This window comes from Flindersiella endophytica (genome assembly GCF_054779015.1).
The window spans coordinates 1-16,900 of sequence record NZ_BAAGYY010000020.1 but is presented as its reverse complement, the minus strand read 5'-3'; the positions used below and the strand labels follow the sequence as shown (position 1 = coordinate 16,900).

Annotated in this window: 15 protein-coding genes and 1 pseudogene; 13 read left to right on the top strand and 3 right to left on the bottom strand. The window is 69.9% G+C overall.

The genetic code is table 11. The annotated features are described in order from the left end of the window. Position 1: 1 nt before the first annotated feature. The gene (locus ACYVF6_RS23110; protein WP_460524572.1) at positions 2–550 is read left to right on the top strand and encodes a YbhB/YbcL family Raf kinase inhibitor-like protein; all 549 of its coding nucleotides are present in this window, start codon (positions 2–4) and stop codon (positions 548–550) included. 907 nt (positions 551–1,457) lie between these two features. Then, the gene (locus ACYVF6_RS23105; protein WP_460524571.1) at positions 1,458–3,518 is read left to right on the top strand and encodes an ATP-dependent DNA helicase; all 2,061 of its coding nucleotides are present in this window, start codon (positions 1,458–1,460) and stop codon (positions 3,516–3,518) included. Between the two features lie 174 nt (positions 3,519–3,692). Here ACYVF6_RS23105 and ACYVF6_RS23100 read toward each other — a convergent pair whose 3' ends face one another. Beyond that, positions 3,693–4,328: a hypothetical protein gene (locus tag ACYVF6_RS23100; RefSeq protein ID WP_460524570.1), complete on the bottom strand. Its 636-nt coding sequence runs from the start codon at positions 4,326–4,328 to the stop codon at positions 3,693–3,695. A 118-nt stretch (positions 4,329–4,446) separates the two neighbouring features. Between ACYVF6_RS23100 and ACYVF6_RS23095 the strand changes: the two are divergent. Continuing rightward, a pseudogene (locus ACYVF6_RS23095) lies at positions 4,447–4,894 on the top strand (ATP-binding cassette domain-containing protein); the annotation flags it as partial. An 11-nt stretch (positions 4,895–4,905) separates the two neighbouring features. On the opposite strand, the gene ACYVF6_RS23090 reads toward ACYVF6_RS23095, so the two are convergent. After that, positions 4,906–5,814, bottom strand: a complete 909-nt coding sequence (locus ACYVF6_RS23090) for a hypothetical protein (RefSeq protein WP_460524569.1) — start codon at positions 5,812–5,814, stop codon at positions 4,906–4,908. Positions 5,815–5,887: 73 nt separating this feature from the next. On the opposite strand from ACYVF6_RS23090, the gene ACYVF6_RS23085 reads away from it, so the two are divergent. Together ACYVF6_RS23085 and ACYVF6_RS23080 are read left to right on the top strand one after the other, a co-directional pair. Continuing rightward, complete coding sequence (locus tag ACYVF6_RS23085; RefSeq protein WP_460524568.1) at positions 5,888–6,400, top strand: hypothetical protein; 513 nt, start codon at positions 5,888–5,890, stop codon at positions 6,398–6,400. A 77-nt stretch (positions 6,401–6,477) separates the two neighbouring features. Then, the gene (locus ACYVF6_RS23080; protein ID WP_460524567.1) at positions 6,478–8,325 is read left to right on the top strand and encodes a glycoside hydrolase family 3 protein; all 1,848 of its coding nucleotides are present in this window, start codon (positions 6,478–6,480) and stop codon (positions 8,323–8,325) included. Between the two features lie 63 nt (positions 8,326–8,388). Here the strand turns inward: ACYVF6_RS23080 and ACYVF6_RS23075 are convergent, their stop codons facing one another. Further along, positions 8,389–8,568, bottom strand: coding sequence for a hypothetical protein (locus ACYVF6_RS23075; RefSeq protein WP_460524566.1), 180 nt, complete (start codon positions 8,566–8,568; stop codon positions 8,389–8,391). A gap of 93 nt (positions 8,569–8,661) precedes the next feature. On the opposite strand from ACYVF6_RS23075, the gene ACYVF6_RS23070 reads away from it, so the two are divergent. The 8 genes from ACYVF6_RS23070 to ACYVF6_RS23035 all read left to right on the top strand — a co-directional run bounded on the left by ACYVF6_RS23070 (position 8,662) and on the right by ACYVF6_RS23035 (position 16,830). Then, positions 8,662–9,549, top strand: a complete 888-nt coding sequence (locus ACYVF6_RS23070; RefSeq protein WP_460524565.1) for an AAA family ATPase — start codon at positions 8,662–8,664, stop codon at positions 9,547–9,549. A gap of 1 nt (position 9,550) precedes the next feature. After that, positions 9,551–10,675, top strand: a complete 1,125-nt coding sequence (locus tag ACYVF6_RS23065) for a vWA domain-containing protein (RefSeq protein WP_460524564.1) — start codon at positions 9,551–9,553, stop codon at positions 10,673–10,675. An 80-nt stretch (positions 10,676–10,755) separates the two neighbouring features. Then, positions 10,756–11,886: an XdhC family protein gene (locus ACYVF6_RS23060; RefSeq protein WP_460524563.1), complete on the top strand. Its 1,131-nt coding sequence runs from the start codon at positions 10,756–10,758 to the stop codon at positions 11,884–11,886. 159 nt (positions 11,887–12,045) lie between these two features. Then, a complete protein-coding gene (locus ACYVF6_RS23055) occupies positions 12,046–12,591 on the top strand; it encodes a (2Fe-2S)-binding protein (protein WP_460524562.1) in 546 nt (181 codons plus the stop codon). Continuing rightward, a complete protein-coding gene (locus ACYVF6_RS23050; protein WP_460524561.1) occupies positions 12,588–15,011 on the top strand; it encodes a xanthine dehydrogenase family protein molybdopterin-binding subunit in 2,424 nt (807 codons plus the stop codon). Before ACYVF6_RS23055 ends, ACYVF6_RS23050 begins: the two co-directional genes overlap by 4 nt. Further along, the gene (locus tag ACYVF6_RS23045; protein WP_460524560.1) at positions 15,008–15,880 is read left to right on the top strand and encodes an FAD binding domain-containing protein; all 873 of its coding nucleotides are present in this window, start codon (positions 15,008–15,010) and stop codon (positions 15,878–15,880) included. Before ACYVF6_RS23050 ends, ACYVF6_RS23045 begins: the two co-directional genes overlap by 4 nt. Before the next feature lie 4 nt (positions 15,881–15,884). Continuing rightward, the gene (locus tag ACYVF6_RS23040) at positions 15,885–16,577 is read left to right on the top strand and encodes an SRPBCC family protein (protein ID WP_460524559.1); all 693 of its coding nucleotides are present in this window, start codon (positions 15,885–15,887) and stop codon (positions 16,575–16,577) included. A 64-nt stretch (positions 16,578–16,641) separates the two neighbouring features. Further along, complete coding sequence (locus ACYVF6_RS23035) at positions 16,642–16,830, top strand: hypothetical protein (protein ID WP_460524558.1); 189 nt, start codon at positions 16,642–16,644, stop codon at positions 16,828–16,830. The last annotated feature ends 70 nt before the right edge of the window (positions 16,831–16,900 follow it).

Sequence of the window (16,900 nt, the reverse complement as noted above, 5' to 3'; positions counted from 1 at the left end):
CGTGATCGTGCCCCGTCTGGTGCTCGCGGCCGTGGTCGGCGCTCTTGTCGCCGGCCTGGCCGCGTGCACGAGCGGTGGCGGCGAGGAGGTGCTGGGTCGCGAAGGGCTGCGGACCTTCCGGATGACGAGCCCGGCCTTCGCCGAGGGCAAGGCCATCCCCGCGAAGTACTCCTGCGACGGCGCCAACGTCTCCCCGCCTCTGACCTGGTCGGGCGTACCGGCCGGCACCAGGAGCCTCATCCTCGTCGTGGACGACCCGGACGCGCCGAGCGGCACGTACGTCCACTGGATCCTCGGCGGGCTGGCTCCCTCGACGCGCTCGCTCGCCGAGAACTCCGTACCGGCCGGAGCCTGGCAGGCACCGAACAGCGCGGACGACAGGGCCTACACCGGCCCCTGCCCACCGAGCGGCACCCACCACTACCGCTTCACGCTGTACGCCCTGTCCAGCCAGATCGCGAGCGACGTGTCCCGCGGCGAAACCCTCGCCCGCATCGGCGACGCGGCACTCGCGTCCGGCCGGCTGACCGGCACGTACCAGCGCCGTTAGCCGCGCCCTCGCCCGGAACGTCGCTGTCGCGGGTGGTTGTGGATGGCGCCGGACAACCTCCTCCCGATGTCCAGTCGAAGGGGGACGCTCGCCGACTCCGTGGCGCACCGGCTCTTTCGCTCGCATCGAAGAGGCGGCACTCAGCTCGAGCCGGCCGCCAGAGCAGGTGCCAACGCCGCCGGTCCGGCGTACCGCGGTGATCCAGGGGCGATTCCGCATCGCCCGGCCACCCAACGCCCCGCGACTGCTACCTGCGGATCGGTGGGGGCGAGGACTGTCGCCTGCCATGTAACCCAGACTCGCAGTCCGCATCGGCGACCCGGCCCACGCCTCCGGCCGGCTGACTGGCACCTACCAGCGGCATCAGCCACGCCCGACCACGAGGCGGCCGGCGAGCAGATGCCAACACCGCCGGTCCGGCGCAACCGCGGTGATCCGGAAGACCCCACCTCGCTCCAACCGCCCGGCACCCCCACCCCACACGCCGGCCAAGACCACACGATCGCCCACAGCACGCCGCCCACACCCCACTCAGCCACCCAGCCAGCGCGAAAGCCGACACACCCACCACCCCGACCACGACCACGACCACGACACCATCACACCACCACACAGCCGACCAGCCGGAGCCGTCATCCAGGCACGAGTCCGCACCCGCCACGGCCACCCGAAGACCCGAGCACGCCCCGGCCGAGATCGCTCGATCGGTGCCGAGAATTGACCGCATCCACATCGGCGTCCGGCCGGGCCGGCGGACACGGCCGCAGCAAGCCAGTGGCGCGGGATCGGCCACCTGCCGTCGAGGTCTCGGGCTCTTGACGCCGTCGGCAAATGTTCGGTCAAGGGGGTTCGCGGCACCGGCTGGAGTGCGGCCGGGAGTGTCGGTCCAGGGGTATAACCTCTCCGGATGGCCGACTCTGGCACTGACACCGATCCTCAGGTCCGAAGCATGCTGCACGGCGCCGTCGAGGCGCTGGGCGGTGTCGAGCGGCCTGGGCAGGTCGCCATGGCCAGCGCGGTCGCTCAGGCGATGGAGTCCGAGGAGCACCTGCTCGTCCAGGCGGGCACCGGCACGGGCAAGTCCCTGGCCTATCTCGTACCCGCGTTCCTGCATGCGCTGAGATCCGAGAAGCCGGTGGTGGTGGCCACGGCGACGCTCGCGCTGCAGGCGCAGCTTGTCGGACGTGATCTGCCCAACCTGGTCGAGGCGATCGGCAAGCGGATGCGCCGCAAGCCCAACTTCGCGATCTTCAAGGGTCGCCACAACTACGCCTGCCTCCACCGCGTCCGCGACGGCGTTCCGGACGACCAGGGCACGCTCGTCGACGTCGCGCCGTCCGGGCCGATCGGCAAACAGGTCGTCGCGTTACGCGAGTGGGCGACCAAGGAGGCCGAGACCCAGGGCACCGGCGACCGCGACGACGCGCCGACCCATCAGGACCGCGCGTGGTCGCAGGTTTCGGTGTCGGCCAGGGAGTGCCTCGGCGACCGCTGCTTCTACTACGACGAGTGCTTCTCCGAACGCGCCCGCAACGAAGCCCGCAAGGCCGACGTCATCGTCACCAACCACGCGCTGCTCGCCATCGACGCGATGGAGAACCGCATCGTGCTGCCCGACCACGACGTCGTGGTCGTCGACGAGGCGCACGAGCTGGCGGCCCGCGTCACCGGCGTCGCGTCCGCCGAGCTCTCTCCGCAGATGGTCGGACGAGCCAGCCGGCGGGCGCGCGCGTTCTGCACCAACGGCGAGGCCGACCCACTCGAAGACGCCGGCGACGCGCTCAACAACGCGCTGGTCGCCCTCGAGCCCGGCCGGCTCGACAAGCTGCCGGCCGAGCTCGCCGACGCAGTCGCTCTCGTACGCGACTCCGCGCGCGCCGCCTCGTCCGCTTTCCCCAAGAAGAACGACGACACCGAACGCGAAGCCACCCTGCGCGCCGCCAAGACCGCCGTCGACCAGGTGCGTACCGTCGCCGAGCGGATCGCGGAGATGTCGCAGTACGACGTGGTGTGGATCTCCTCGCGCGAGCAGTTCGGCCCGCAGCTCGAGGTTGCCCCGCTGTCGGTGTCCGGCCTGCTGCGCAACCGCATCCTCGGCGACCGCACCTGTGTGCTCACCTCCGCGACGCTCAAGCTGGGCGGCGACTTCGACGCCTCCGCGCGCTCGGTCGGCCTTCGCCCGGAAGAACGCCTCGAAGACGACGAGACCGCCGAGGACAAGCTCGACGTCGAGCTGGAGGAAGACCCGGAGGAGCCCGACAGCGCCGAGGACGCCGAGAGCGACGACCTGCCGGCCCCCTGGCGCGGCCTCGACGTCGGCACGCCGTTCGACTACGGCAAGCAGAGCATCCTCTACGTCGCCCGCCGCCTCCCGCCGCCCGGGCGCGGCATCTCCGAGCACGCGCTCGACGAGCTCTGCGGCCTGATCGAGGCGCTCGGCGGCCGCACCCTCGGCTTGTTCTCCTCCCGCCGCGCCGCCGAGGAGGCCGCCGAGGTCGTACGCGAGAAGCTCGGCTTCACCGTGCTGTGCCAGGGCGACGGACAGCTCACCGAGCTGCAACGCAAGTTCGTGGCGATCCCCGAGAGCTCGCTGTTCGGCACGCTCTCGCTGTGGCAGGGCCTCGACGTCCCCGGCGACACCTGCCAGCTCGTCGTGATCGACCGCATCCCGTTCCCACGCCCCGACGACCCACTGATGTCGGCCCGCCAGCGCGCCGTCGACGACGCGGGCGGCAACGGCTTCATGTCTGTCGCCGCTACGCACGCAGCCCTGCTGCTCGCCCAGGGAGTGGGCCGCCTGATCCGCCGCTCCAGCGACAAGGGCGTCGTCGCCGTCCTCGACTCCCGCCTGGCAACGGCGCGATACGGCGGCTTCCTGCGCAACTCCCTGCCTCCGATGTGGTACACCGCCGATCCCAACATCGTGATGGGCGCCCTCAAACGCCTCCGCGACAGTGTGACGGACTAGTGTTCCAGCCAACGACATGAAACAGGCGGCCCAGCCGAAGCCGGGTCGCCTGTTTCGATGCAGAGAGGTAGGGCTGTCCGCTATCAGTTCGGGCAGAGCCCTCACCGGAGGAAAGCAGCTTCCTGCCCTAGTGGGGGGTGATGCGATTCACCGTAGTTATCACCGTCCTCGCTGTTACTGGTTGGGGAGCGGGTTGGGAAGCGGGCCCGGGTTCGGCGCGGGCGGCGCCGGGACCTTGGGCACACCAGGCACCTCGGGCGTGCCGGGCACCGGCGGCAGCGGTACGGGCAGGTCCGGGAGCGGCAGGCCGCCCAGCAGGCCACTGAGCAGCCCGGTGATCAGGCTGATGACCGCCTTGAGCAGATCCTGGATCGGTCCGAGACCGGGCAGCGGGAGGTCCGGCGCCGGCAGCGGCAGGTCCTCGGCAGGCTCCATCACGTCGAGCACCATGTCGACGGCGCCCATGTTGCCCTGTGTACGAAGCACGTTCTGGATGGCACGGCTGTCAGGCAGGTCACCGACGTTGAAGCCGGCGGCGCGTGCGCGGTCCGCGGCTTCGTCGACCCTGGCGAAGTCCGACGCGTCGACGACCTTGATGGTGCGGGCCGGCGACTTGCTGTCGACGCTCGACAGGCTGCGTTTGATCTGCCTCGCGTGGTCGGTCGTCTGCTGCAGTTGCAGCCGGGTGTCCTTCCACTGAATCTCGAGCGAGTCCCTCGTAGTATCGGCAGCGGCCGCGGGCAGGGCGATAGCTGTGGTGAGCGCCAGGCCCGCGACAATGGCGATACCTCGTCGAATGAGTTTGGACATGAGGTGAATGCCTCCTAGTCGACAGAACGACCTTGCGTTTTCGTTCCGTGATCACCTGATTACGTCCCCGACCTGAACAGAGGTCTAAACATCAGTTTTGCCGGGGAGCAAACGCGTTATGAATGACGCCGGCACGATCGAGGCCATTGATCTCAGCAAGCGTTACGGTTCGACGCTTGCCGTTGATGGGTTGTCGTTTCAGGTGCGGCCGGGAATCGTCACCGGATTCCTCGGGCCAAACGGATCTGGCAAATCGACGACATGCGGATGATTCTTGGTTTGGACAATCCGACGGGGGGTACAGCGCGAATCAACGGAAAGCCCTATCGGCGGTTACGCGTGCCTTTACGCGAAGTCGGCGCGTTTGATCGACGCCAAAGCCGTCCACGGTGGGCGCAGCGCCTGCTAACAGGGCAGCACTCGACCGCGGTGAAACTGAGCACGGTCGACCGCGACATTGATGGCAGGACGAGCCGGTCAACGGGCTCGACCCCGACGGCATCCTCTGGATCCGCAACCTGATGAAGGCGTTCGCCGCCGAAGGACGAGCCGTCTTCGTCTCCAGCCGCCCGAAGCCCTACGTGGATTGGTACATCGGCGCCATCTGCTCGAGGCGCTCGGCGAACTCGTGGCGGCCAAGATCGTGGTAGGCGCGCGCCCACAACGGCTTGGCCGCGGCGAACGGAAACCCGTCCGCGACGATGAAGGAGTCCTTCAGCCCGGCCAGCGCGGTGGCGGGGTATCCCGCGTCGAGCGCTCGGGCGGCTTCCGCCAGCACCTGCTCCATCGGCACGTCCGGCCGGTCCGCGACGACCGGATCCCAGTCGGCGAACGCGGCCACGGGGGCGAGCACGCCGATGCCGTCGTAGCCGGCCTCGTTGCGCCAGCCGTCGGGGACGTCGAACTCGATCTCGACCTCGTCGTCCCGCACGACGATCGTCTCGCGCCACGACGACCCGGCGTACGTGCGGTTCGGGTCCGGGTGGACCCCGAGCTCGGCGGCCAGCCGACCGATCCGCTCGCCATAGCGGTCACTGGATCGCCGTAACGCCCACGACAGCATGAACTCCAGCCCAGCTCGCGTGTCCGCACCGATCAGCGTGAATCCGTGGTCGTGACCGCTGGTGAGCGCGACCTGATGGTCCGTGCGTCCGAGCTCGGGTGCCGGCACCAGCCAGCCGACGTACGCGCCGGTGCCCAACGCGCCGAACGGGACGAACTCCGGCGTCGCGAAGTGCGGAACAGCCTGCCGGCGGTCGTCGTCGGTGAACTCCGGATAGCCGTCGGATCCCTCGGGCGGTCGCGGAAACCTCGTGAGGTCGAACATGAAGTCGACGTGCGTCGCCAGCAGGAGGAAGTCGTAGCTCTCGTTCTCCACATAGAAGTCGTACGCGTGCCGCCAGGCGATGTCGATCAGCGTACGCAGCGCGGGTGGCGTCGGGAACGAGAACAGGTCGTCAATCCACGGCGGCGGCGTCGAGGTCATGGCGCCTGACCATACCGATGTTGGCCAGCCGGTCGCCGGGGTGGAGAGTGCGCCGCAGACATAGACTCATCGCGTGGCTGACCTTGGTCTTTGGCGTTCCGTACGCCCGCTCGTCGTCGGTTTGGCGGTCGGGCTGGCGACGGTCGCGCTCACCGGGTCGACGGCCACCGCGACCGGCAGCGGCACCGAGCAGACGGCCGCCGCCCCGAAGGTCAAGGTGATGGGCCCGGTCCAGCAGCAGGCGCCGTGTGCCTGCGAGAACCAGGTCGGCGCTCTCCTTGCCGGCAAGCCGCGACCCGTCGCACCTGGCGGCCGGACTCGGATCGCGATCGACGCCTGGGGCAAGGGAGTCGGCCAGGTCGGCGGCACGGTGAACGCCGCGGAGCTGCCGAAGGGCTGGCAGGTCACGCCGGCCAGCCGCTCGTACACCGTCAAATCCGGCGGGTCGGCGACCAGCAAGCGGCTGACCTTCGAGGTCGTCGCACCGGCCGCGGCCAAGCCGGGCACGTACACGCTGGTGTTCCGGACCATCCCGTTCTCCGGCACCGACTCGCCCCGGCTCGAAGTCGCGCTGACCGTGCGCTGAGCACACCTTCCGTTGATCGGTAATTCACGCTACGCTGTCGTGGGAGCGCTCCCATTCGAGACGGCAGGAGCTTCCCGATGCGTCAAGCGGTCGTGGGTCGATGGATCACGGTGGTCAGCGTGGTGGCGGCGATCGGGTGTACGAGCCCAGCCGCGAGCAGCTCGTCGGCTGCGCCGGCGCCGGCGCAGCCCGCGTACCGCAACGCGTCCCTGACCGTTCAGGACCGCGTCGACGACCTGCTCGCACGCATGTCGGTCGACGACAAGATCGGTCAGCTCACCCAGGCCGAACGCGGCGCGCTCAACCCCGAGCAGGACCTCGCGACCTACCGCATCGGCTCCGTGCTGTCCGGAGGCGGCTCGGCCCCGTCGCCGAACACCGCGACCGGCTGGGCCGACATGTACGACCGCCTCCAGCGGATCGCGTTGTCCACTCCGCTCGGCATCCCGATGATCTACGGCGTCGACGCCGTGCACGGCCACAACAACGTCCGCGGCGCCACGATCTTCCCGCACAACATCGGCCTCGGCGCGACCCGCGATCCCGCTCTCGTCGAGCGGATCGGCCGGGCGACCGCCGAGGAGGTCTCCGGCACCGGCATCGACTGGGACTTCGCGCCCTGCCTCTGCGTGGCCCGCAACGACCGCTGGGGCCGTACGTACGAGTCGTTCGGCGAGACGCCGGACCTGCCGACGGCGATGACGACGCTGATCACCGGCCTGCAGGGGAGTGCGCTCGACCAGCCCGGCTCGGTGCTCGCGACCGCCAAGCACTACGTGGGCGACGGCGGTACGACCGGCGGCGTCGACCAGGGCAACACCGAGCTCGGCGAGGCGGAGCTGCGCGCCATCCACCTGCCACCGTTCCAGGCCGCGGTCCAGCGCGACGTCGGCGCGGTGATGGTGTCGTTCAGCAGCTGGAACGGCCAGAAGCTGCACGGCCACAGCTACCTGCTCAACACCGTGCTGAAGGGCGAGCTCGGCTTCCAGGGCTTCGTGGTGTCGGACTGGGCGGGCATCGACCAGCTCGACGGCAGCACCGGCTTCACCGGAGCCGAGATCAGCCAGGCGATCAACGCGGGCATCGACATGGTGATGGTGCCCAACGACTACAGGCGTTTCGTCGACCTGCTACGCCAGGAGGTGAACGCCGGGCGCATCTCGGCCGCGCGGCTGGACGACGCGAACCGGCGGATCCTGACCAGGAAGTTCGAGCTCGGCCTGTTCGAGCGCCCGCTGACCGATCGTACGTACACCTCGACGGTCGGATCGGCCGAGCACCGCGCGCTGGCCCGGCAGGCGGTACGAGAATCCCAAGTACTGTTGAAGAACCAGAACGGCGTGCTGCCGCTGCCGAAGACCGGCAAGATCTTCGTCGCCGGCAAGTCGGCCGACAACATCGGTTACCAAAGTGGCGGCTGGACGATCACCTGGCAGGGCGGCAGCGGTGCGACCACGCCCGGAACCTCCATCCTGCAAGGGATCCGCTCCGCGGTGACCTCGCCGGGCACCGTGACCTACGACCGCCAGGGCAACGGCATCGACGGCAGCTATCAGGCCGCGGTCGCCGTCGTCGGCGAAACCCCTTACGCCGAAGGGCAGGGCGACCGCCGGCAAGGCATGGGCCTGGACACCGAAGACCTGACCACGCTGAGCCGCCTGCGCGCCTCTGGCGTCCCGGTCGTCGTCGTCCTGGTGTCCGGTCGCCCGATGGACATCGCGAGCCAGCTGCCGAACTGGACCGCGCTGCTGGCCGCGTGGCTCCCCGGCACCGAAGGCAACGGCGTCGCCGACGTCCTGTTCGGCGACTACCGGCCGACCGGCAAGCTCCCCATGACCTGGATGCAGAACGTCTCCCAGCAACCGATCAACGCCGGCGACGGCAAGACGCCGCTGTTCGCGCAGGGCTTCGGCCTCACGTACTGAGATCCACGAGTGGAAGGCCACTCGTCAGGCGGATCCGCTGTCGCGGCGCCGAGGCTCGGCCGGTCAGTCGTCGATGCCTTGGGGGAGCGGCAACCGCACCCGCAGGGTGTCGGCCGGGCCGAGGAAGTGGTGGGCGTCGGCGCAGCGGACCTGGACGTGTTCGACCGGGCCGGCGGTGCTGGCGAAGCGACCACGCGTGGTGACAGTTGCGGGCAGGCCGCATTCAGGACAGTCGTAAAGCATGATGAATCCCCCGTAGAACCCCACCGTGACGCGAGACATTCCCGCGCTTGAATTTCTTCATGATGCCAGACGCCTGGGTGCATGATGGGTTACGTGGAGCAAGGTTTGCCGGAAACGCCCGATGCGCTCGCCCGTGCGCTCGCCGACGCGGGCTATCTCGCCGACGACGGATTGTCGACGGCCGGCTACCTCGCGTTGCGGCTCGGCCGGCCGCTGTTCCTCGAGGGCGATGCGGGCGTCGGCAAGACCACGTTCGCGCAGGCGCTGGCGCAGGCCACCGGCGCCAACTTCGTTCGCCTGCAGTGTTACGAAGGCCTCGACGTGGCGCAGGCGCTGTACGACTGGGACTTCACCCGCCAGATCCTCCACCTGCGTACGGTCGAGGCCACGGCCGATCATCCCGATCCGACCAGCGTCGAGGCGAGTCTCTACGACCGGCGGTTCCTGATCGCCCGCCCGCTGCTGCAGGCGCTGGAGAGCACGCCGTGCGTACTGCTGATCGACGAGATCGACCGCGCCGACGACGAGTTCGAAGCGTTCCTGCTGGAGCTGCTCGCCGAGTCGGCGATCACGATCCCCGAGCTGGGCCGGATCGAGGCCGCGCAGCCGCCGTGGGCCGTGCTCACCAGCAACCGGACCAGAGAGGTGCACGACGCGCTCAAGCGGCGCTGCCTCTACCACTGGGTCGAGCATCCCGGCTTCGAGCGCGAGGTCGAGATCCTGCGTACCCGCCTGCCGGAGATCACCGAACGACTGGCTGTCGGCGTCGCCGCGGCGATCGGGCGGATCCGCGAGCTCGACCTGATCAAGCCGCCGGGCGTGGCGGAGTCGCTCGACTGGGCAAGTGCGCTGGCAGCGTTGGGCGCGCAGCGGCTCGACCCCGACATCGCGGCGGCGACGCTCGGCGCGGTGTTGAAATACCGCGAGGACGCCGAACGCGTCCAGTCCGCCGGACTGGCGGAGCTGATCGGGGCGAACTGACATGGCGCGCGACGGCCGCGACATCACCGAGATCCTGCTGGGTTTCGCGCGGGTGCTGCGTGAGGCGGGTGTCGACGCCACACCCGACCGCGTGCAGACCATGGTCGCCGCAGCCGACCAGCTCGGCGTCGAGAGTGGCCGCGGCGTCTACTGGGCCGGCCGGCTCGCGCTCTGCACCACGGCCGACGACCTCCCGATCTACGACGCGGCGTTCGAGGCCTACTTCGGCGGTCGCGCACCGCATCGGACCACCACCATGCCGGCGGCGGTACAGCGCCGGTCGTCGGTCAACGTGCTGATACCCGCATGGCAGTCCGGGGACGGCGCCGACCTGGCCGCCGATGACCCGGCGCCGGTGCTGTTCGCCAGTGATCAGGAGATCCTCCGGCACCGTGACACAGCCGAGCTGACCCCGCCGGAACGCGAGGAGGTACGCCGGCTGATCGCGATGTTCGAGCCGCAGACCGCCCCTCGCCGTACCCGGCGCTACCGCCCGGCGGCCAAGGGCCCGGTCGACCCGAACCGTACGGTCCGCAACCTCCTGCGGGCCGGCGGCGAGCCGGCGCGGCTGGCGTACAGGCGGCGCCGCCCGAAGCCTCGCCGGCTGATCCTCCTGCTCGACGTGTCGGGCTCGATGGCCGCCTACACCGACACGCTGCTGCGCTTCGGCCACGCCGCGGTCCGCCGCCGGCCGGGTTCGACGGAGGTGTTCACGATCGGCACACGGCTGACCCGGATCACCCGGCCCTTGCGGCACCGCGATTCCGACACTGCGATGCGCGCGGCCGGCGAGGCGATCCCGGACTGGCGCGGCGGCACCCGGCTGGCCGACTCGGTGAAGGCCTTCCTCGACCGCTGGGGACGCCCCGGCCTGGCCCACGGCGCGGTCGTCGTCCTGTGCAGCGACGGCTGGGAACGCGGCGACCCGGCCGAGCTGGCCGAGCAGATCGCCCGGCTGTCGCGGCTCGCGTACCGGCTGATCTGGGTCAATCCCCACCAGGGCAAGCCGGGTTACGCTCCACTCGTGGGCGGGATCGCCGCGGTCCTGCCCTATGTCGACGACTTCGTGGCGGGCCACAGCCTGGACGCGCTGGAGCAGGTCGTGGAGGTGATCGCACGTGCGTGAGGTGCTCGACAGCAGCCGGTGCCGGTGCCGAGGGCGCGCGGCGTGGGACCCGGCGGGTGAGGTGGCGGAGGTGATCGCACGTGCGTGAGGTGCTCGACGAGCTGGCCGGCTGGTGGCAGGACGACGAGCCGGTCGGCATGGTCACGGTGATCGACACCTGGCGCTCGGCCCCACGGCCGGCGGGCGCGACCATGCTGGTCGGCCCGGACGGAACCGCGGTCGGCTCGATCTCGGGCGGCTGTGTCGAGGGTGCCGCCTACGAACTGGCCCGCGAGGTGGTGGAGTCCGGCGAGCCCGCCCTCACCCGCTACGGCATCAGCGACGAGGACGCGTTCTCCGTCGGCCTGACCTGTGGTGGGCTGCTCGACGTCTACGCCGAACGGGTCGACCGTCAGCGCTTCCCCGAGCTCGGCGAGGTGGTTACCGACATCCGGGCCGGCCGTCCCGTCGCCGTCGTGACCTGTGTCGGCGTGCCGGACGAGGATCCGGAGCAGCGGCGCGGCCGGCACCTGGTGATCTGGCCCGACCGTACGGCCGGCTCGCTCGGCCTCGAACGGCTCGACCAGGCCGTCACCGACGACGCTCGTGGGCTGCTCGCGTCCGGCCGGACCGGCGTGCTCCGCTACGGCTACGACGGCGAGCGCCGGCTCGACGACCTCACGGTGTTCGTGGCCAGCTTCGCCGCGCCGCCACGGATGGTGGTGTTCGGTGCGATCGACTTCGCCGCCGCCGTCGCGCGGATCGGGACGTTCCTCGGTTACCGCGTGACGGTGTGCGACGCCCGCCCGGTGTTCGCCACCCGGCGGCGGTTCCCCGACGCCGACGAGGTGGTGGTCGCCTGGCCGCACAAGTACCTCCGCGCCGAGGCCGACGCCGGCCGGATCGACGAGCGTACGGTGGTCTGCGTCCTCACCCACGACCCCAAGTTCGACGCGCCCGCGCTCGAGGTCGCGTTGCGGCTGCCGCTGGCGTACGTCGGCGCGATGGGCTCCCGCCGCACCCACGACGACCGGCTGAAGCGGCTACGCGAGCTGGGTGTGACCGAGGCGGAGCTGGAACGGCTGGCGTCGCCGATCGGACTCGACCTCGGGGCGCGCACGCCGGAGGAGACCGCGGTGAGCATCGCCGCCGAGATCATCGCGGCCCGCTGGGGTGGCAAAGGCGAGCGCCTGACGGCGCTCGATGGCCGGATCCACCATGAGGGTGCCTGAATTCTTCACATCGGGGGGCACGGGGGTCGTCCCCCCGGAAAAAGTACGAATTGCTCGGGCCAAAACCCTTGCGTCACCCCTCAGAGCGGGCATTACCTGGGGTGTAGTGCGGGCCGAGGCCCCACCGCTCGGCCCAACACGACGACGCGTGGAGGGCCCATGGCCAAAATCAGCATGACGGTCGACGGCATCCGCTACGACGATGATGTCGAACCTCGTACGCTCCTGATCCATCACCTGCGGGAACGCCTCGGCAAGGTCGGAACGGTGGTGGGCTGCGACACCAGCAACTGCGGCGCGTGCACCGTCCTGATGGGCGGCAAGAGCGTGAAGAGTTGCTCCGTGCTCGCCGTCCAGGCCGACGCCCAGGAGATCACCACCATCGAAGGACTCTCGAACGGCGGACCTGACGGGCTGCACCCCGTACAGCGTGCCTTCCACGAGAGCCACGCCTTGCAGTGCGGCTTCTGCACCCCCGGAATGATCATGGCGGCGGTCGACCTGCTGGCCGAGAACCCCGACCCCTCCGAGGACGAGATCCGCGAAGGACTCGAGGGCAACCTCTGCCGCTGCACCGGCTACCAGAACATCGTCCGGGCCGTTCAGGCCGCCTCACAGTCGATGCGCGTCAAGGCCGCCTACGAGGACACGGCCGAGGAGCCCACCACAGCGGCGGCCGAGCAGCCGGAGGAGGTGCAGGCATGACGGCGACCGAAGAGCGCTCCGGCCCTGGAACGGTCCCGGAGGTCGGCAACAAGCGCCGCCGCAAGGAGGACGCGCGGCTGATCACCGGCCGTACGGTCTGGACCGAGAACATCGCGCTGCCCGGCATGCTGCACCTGGCGATCCTGCGCAGCCCGATGGCGCACGCGCGGATCACGAGCATCGACGTCGGCCCGGCCCTCGAGGTGCCGGGTGTGGTCGCCGCGTTCAGCGGTCGCGACGTCGCCGGCTCGCAGGGCTCACTGCCGTGCGCCTGGCCGGTGACCGAGGACATCGTGCACCCCGACCACCCGCCGGTGGCCGTCGACGAGGTGCGCTTCGCCGGCGAAGCGGTCGCGGTCGTCATCGCCCGCAGCCGGAGCGAGGCGCAGGACGCGATGGAGGTCATCGAGGTCGAGTACGAAGAGCTGCCGGTCGTCCTCGACATGGAGGTCGCGATCGCCGAGCAACCTGGAGAGAGCGCGGCCTTGGTCCACTCCGACAAGGGGACCAACAAGAGCTACACCTGGGTCTACGACTCCGCACAGACCGGTACGGGCGGCGATGTCGCCGAGGCCGCCGAGCAGAGCGAGATCGTCATCGAGCGCCGCTACGTCCAGCAGCGGCTGATCCCGGCGTTCATGGAGCCGCGCAGCGTCGTGGTCGACCCGACCGGCGACCAGATCACGATGTGGTCGGCGACGCAGATTCCGCACATCCTGCGGGTGATGCTCGCGATGGTCACCGGCACGCCCGAGCACAAGATCCGGGTGATCGCACCCGACGTCGGAGGCGGCTTCGGCGGCAAGCTCCAGGTCACGGCCGAGGAACTGATCGTGTTCATGGCCGCGCAGCGCACGGGCAAGCCGGTGAAGTACACCGAGTCGCGCTCGGAGAGCCTGCAGTCGGCCCACCACGGCCGCGACCAGATCCAGGACATCGTGCTGTCGGCACGCGCCGACGGGACGGTGACCGGGCTCTCGGTCAAGCTGCTCAGCAACATGGGTGCCTATCTCGGGTTGGTCACGCCGGGAATCCCGTTGCTGGGCGCATTCATGTACAACGCGATCTACAAGTTCCCGGCGTACCGCTTCGAGTGCACGGGCGTCTTCACCAACACCACGCTGACCGACGCCTACCGAGGTGCGGGCCGGCCGGAGGCGACGTACGCGATCGAACGGATCATGGACGAGCTCGCGGCCGAGCTCGGCGTCGACCCGATCGAGATCCGCCGGCGCAACTGGATCAACCGCGAGGAGTTCCCGTTCGACACCGTCGCCGGGATGACCTACGACTCAGGCGACTACGCCGCGGCGACCGACAAAGCCCTTGCGTTGCTGGGATACGACGAGCTGCGTGCCGAGCAGGCGGCCCGGCGGGAGTCCGGCGATCCGGTGCAGCTCGGCATCGGCGTCTCGACCTACACCGAGATGTGCGGGCTGGCGCCTTCGCGGGTGCTGGGCGCACTGCGCTACGGTGCCGGCGGCTGGGAGACCGCCTCGGTACGAATGCTGCCGACCGGCAAGGTCGAGGTGGTGACCGGCACCTCGCCGCATGGCCAGGGTCACGAGACGGCGTGGAGCCAGATCGTGGCCGACCAGCTCGGCGTTCCGTTCGACGACGTCGAGGTGCTGCACGGCGACACCCGTACCGCGCACAAGGGCATGGACACCTACGGTTCGCGCTCCCTGGCGGTCGGCGGCATCGCGCTCGTCAACGCCTGCGAGAAGGTGATCGAGAAGGCCAAGCCGGTCGCGGCCCACATGCTCGAGTGCGACCCGAAGGACCTCGAGTGGTCCGGAGGCGCGCTGCGGGTGCGGGGCACGCCGGACGCGTCGAAGACGCTGGCCGACTGCGCGCTCGCGGTGTTCGCGGCGCACGACCTGCCCGACGGCATCGAGGCGACACTGGACGCCGACGCGACCTACGACCCGGTGAACTTCTCCTTCCCGCACGGCACGCACCTGTGCGCGACCGAGGTCGACACCGAGACCGGGCGCGTGACGATCCGCAAGTACGTCGCGGTCGACGATGTGGGGAAGGTGATCAACCCGCTGATCGTCGAGGGCCAGGTCCATGGCGGCATCGCGCAGGGCATCGCCCAGGCGCTGTTCGAGGAGGCGGCCTACGACGAGGACGGCAACCTGCTGAGTGGCACGTTCGTCGACTACACGCTGCCGAGCTCGGCCGACCTGCCGATGTTCACGACCGACCGGACCGAGACACCCGCGACCGACCATCCGCTCGGCTCCAAGGGCGTCGGCGAGGCCGGCACGATCGCGTCCACGCCGGCCGTGGTGAACGCGATCGTCGACGCGCTGCGGCCGTACGGTGTCAACGACATCCCGATGCCGTGCACGCCCGAACGGGTGTGGCGCGCGGTCCGGGAGGCACGTGGCACGGAAGGAGGTGCGGCGGCATGATTCCCGCTGCATTCGACTACATCCGACCGGGGAGCCTCGAGGAGGCCGTCCAGGTGCTCCACAACTCCGGCGACGACGGAAAGGTGATCGCCGGTGGCCAGAGCCTGATTCCGTTGCTGCGGTTGCGGATGGCGGTGCCGGGCCTACTCGTCGACCTCGGCGGGCTGCCCGGCCTGCGTGGCGTACGCGACGACGGCGACGCGCTCGTGATCGGGGCGATGACCACGCACGACGAAGTGATGCGCGACCCACTGGTCGCGTCGCACGCACCGCTGCTGGCACAGGCGACCGCGACGGTGGCCGACCGGGCCGTACGGCATCTCGGTACCTTCGGCGGCTCGCTGGCGCACGCCGACCCGGCGGGTGACCTGCCCGCGGTGGCGACCGCGCTGGACGCGTCGTTCGTGCTGGCCGGGCCGGACGGGGAACGTACCGTCCCGGCGGGCGAGTTCTTCGTCCACTTCCTCACCACGGCGATGGCACCGGACGAGGTGCTGGTGTCCGTCCGCGTGCCGAAGCTGGATCCGTCCGCGGGCTGGGGCACGCACTACGAGAAGTTCAACCGCGTCGCCCAAGCCTGGGCGATCGTCGGTGTGGCCGCGGCTGTCCGTCGTTCGAACGGCTCGATCGCCGAGGCCAGGGTCGCGTTGACCAACATGGGAGCGACCCCGATCCGGGCCACCGGCGTCGAGGAGATGCTGGCCGGTGCGCCTGCGACCGCCGAGTCGTTGGGCGCTGCTGCCGCTCGGGCATCCGAGGGAACGCAACCGGCGAGCGACCTGTCCGGCTCGGCCGACTACCGCCACCAGTTGGCGCAGGTGCTCACTCGTCGAGCACTCGCGACGGCCGGGGCGATCGGATCGGAGTAGCTTCATGCGGCTTGACCACAGTTTCACCGTCCCCGCACCCGTCGACGAGGCGTGGGCCGTATTGCTCGACGTGCCACGGATCGCGCCGTGCATGCCCGGTGCCGCCCTCGAGTCCTTCGACGGCGAATCCTTCACGGGGACGGTGAAGGTCAAGCTCGGCCCGGTATCACTCACCTATCGAGGTAAGGGCCGCTTCGTCTCCTCTGACGAAGCGGCCCACCGGGTCGTCATCGAGGCATCCGGTCGCGAGGCCCGGGGAAGCGGCACCGCCGCGGCGACCGTGACGGCGTCGATGGAGGCCGAGGACGACGCCTTGACGCGGGTGGACGTGGCGACGGAACTGAAGATCACCGGCCGGCCCGCCCAGTTCGGCCGCGGCATGTTGTCGGATGTCGGTGGGAAGCTGATCGGGCAGTTCGCGGACTGCCTGGAAGGAAAGCTTTCCGAGACTCGGCAGGAGAGCCGCCAGGAGGCGCCGCCGGAGGAGACGGCTGCCGCTGTCGGAGCGGTCGACCCCGCAGCCGATCCGATCGCGGCCCGCGAACCCGCGGCGGCGGCGACCAAGTCCGCCGAAGAGCCGAAGCCGATCGACCTGCTCGAGGTGACCGGCGCGGGAGCGATGGCCAAGAAGTACGGCCCGTACGTCCTGCTGGGCCTGGTCATCGTCGCGATCGTGCTCTGGCTCGCGTTGCGCTGACTCTCGCTGTCAGCAAGCGGACATCGACGGATGGCCCTGCGGCGCCGTTCCTAGCGTGTGACAAATGCTGGTCGTCTTGGGCGTCTTTCTCGGTGTGGTACTTGGCGGAACCTCCGGCGCGGTGGCCGGGGGTGGGTCGGCTCCTGGACGGGGACTGATCGGCGCGTACGGCGGCCTGGTGTGCGGGGCGCTGATCCTCGGCGGCATCGGCGGGCGGATGCTAGGCCGTGTTTCGAAGTCGGGCGTGTCGTGATCGTCGACAAGTGAGGTCTCCGGTAGAGGGGTTCATCGACCAAGACGAACCTCATACGCGGAGACCTCGT

What these genes read in the sequence shown, in the direction of transcription:
- ACYVF6_RS23105 (WP_460524571.1), top strand. Translation starts at nt 1,458, where the DNA reads ATGGCCGACTCTGGCACTGACACCGATCCTCAGGTCCGAAGCATGCTG.
- ACYVF6_RS23100 (WP_460524570.1), bottom strand. Translation starts at nt 4,328, where the DNA reads ATGTCCAAACTCATTCGACGAGGTATCGCCATTGTCGCGGGCCTGGCG.
- ACYVF6_RS23090 (WP_460524569.1), bottom strand. Translation starts at nt 5,814, where the DNA reads ATGACCTCGACGCCGCCGCCGTGGATTGACGACCTGTTCTCGTTCCCG.
- ACYVF6_RS23080 (WP_460524567.1), top strand. Translation starts at nt 6,478, where the DNA reads ATGCGTCAAGCGGTCGTGGGTCGATGGATCACGGTGGTCAGCGTGGTG.
- ACYVF6_RS23075 (WP_460524566.1), bottom strand. Translation starts at nt 8,568, where the DNA reads ATGCTTTACGACTGTCCTGAATGCGGCCTGCCCGCAACTGTCACCACG.
- ACYVF6_RS23065 (WP_460524564.1), top strand. Translation starts at nt 9,551, where the DNA reads ATGGCGCGCGACGGCCGCGACATCACCGAGATCCTGCTGGGTTTCGCG.
- ACYVF6_RS23055 (WP_460524562.1), top strand. Translation starts at nt 12,046, where the DNA reads ATGGCCAAAATCAGCATGACGGTCGACGGCATCCGCTACGACGATGAT.
- ACYVF6_RS23050 (WP_460524561.1), top strand. Translation starts at nt 12,588, where the DNA reads ATGACGGCGACCGAAGAGCGCTCCGGCCCTGGAACGGTCCCGGAGGTC.
- ACYVF6_RS23045 (WP_460524560.1), top strand. Translation starts at nt 15,008, where the DNA reads ATGATTCCCGCTGCATTCGACTACATCCGACCGGGGAGCCTCGAGGAG.
- ACYVF6_RS23040 (WP_460524559.1), top strand. Translation starts at nt 15,885, where the DNA reads ATGCGGCTTGACCACAGTTTCACCGTCCCCGCACCCGTCGACGAGGCG.
- ACYVF6_RS23035 (WP_460524558.1), top strand. Translation starts at nt 16,642, where the DNA reads ATGCTGGTCGTCTTGGGCGTCTTTCTCGGTGTGGTACTTGGCGGAACC.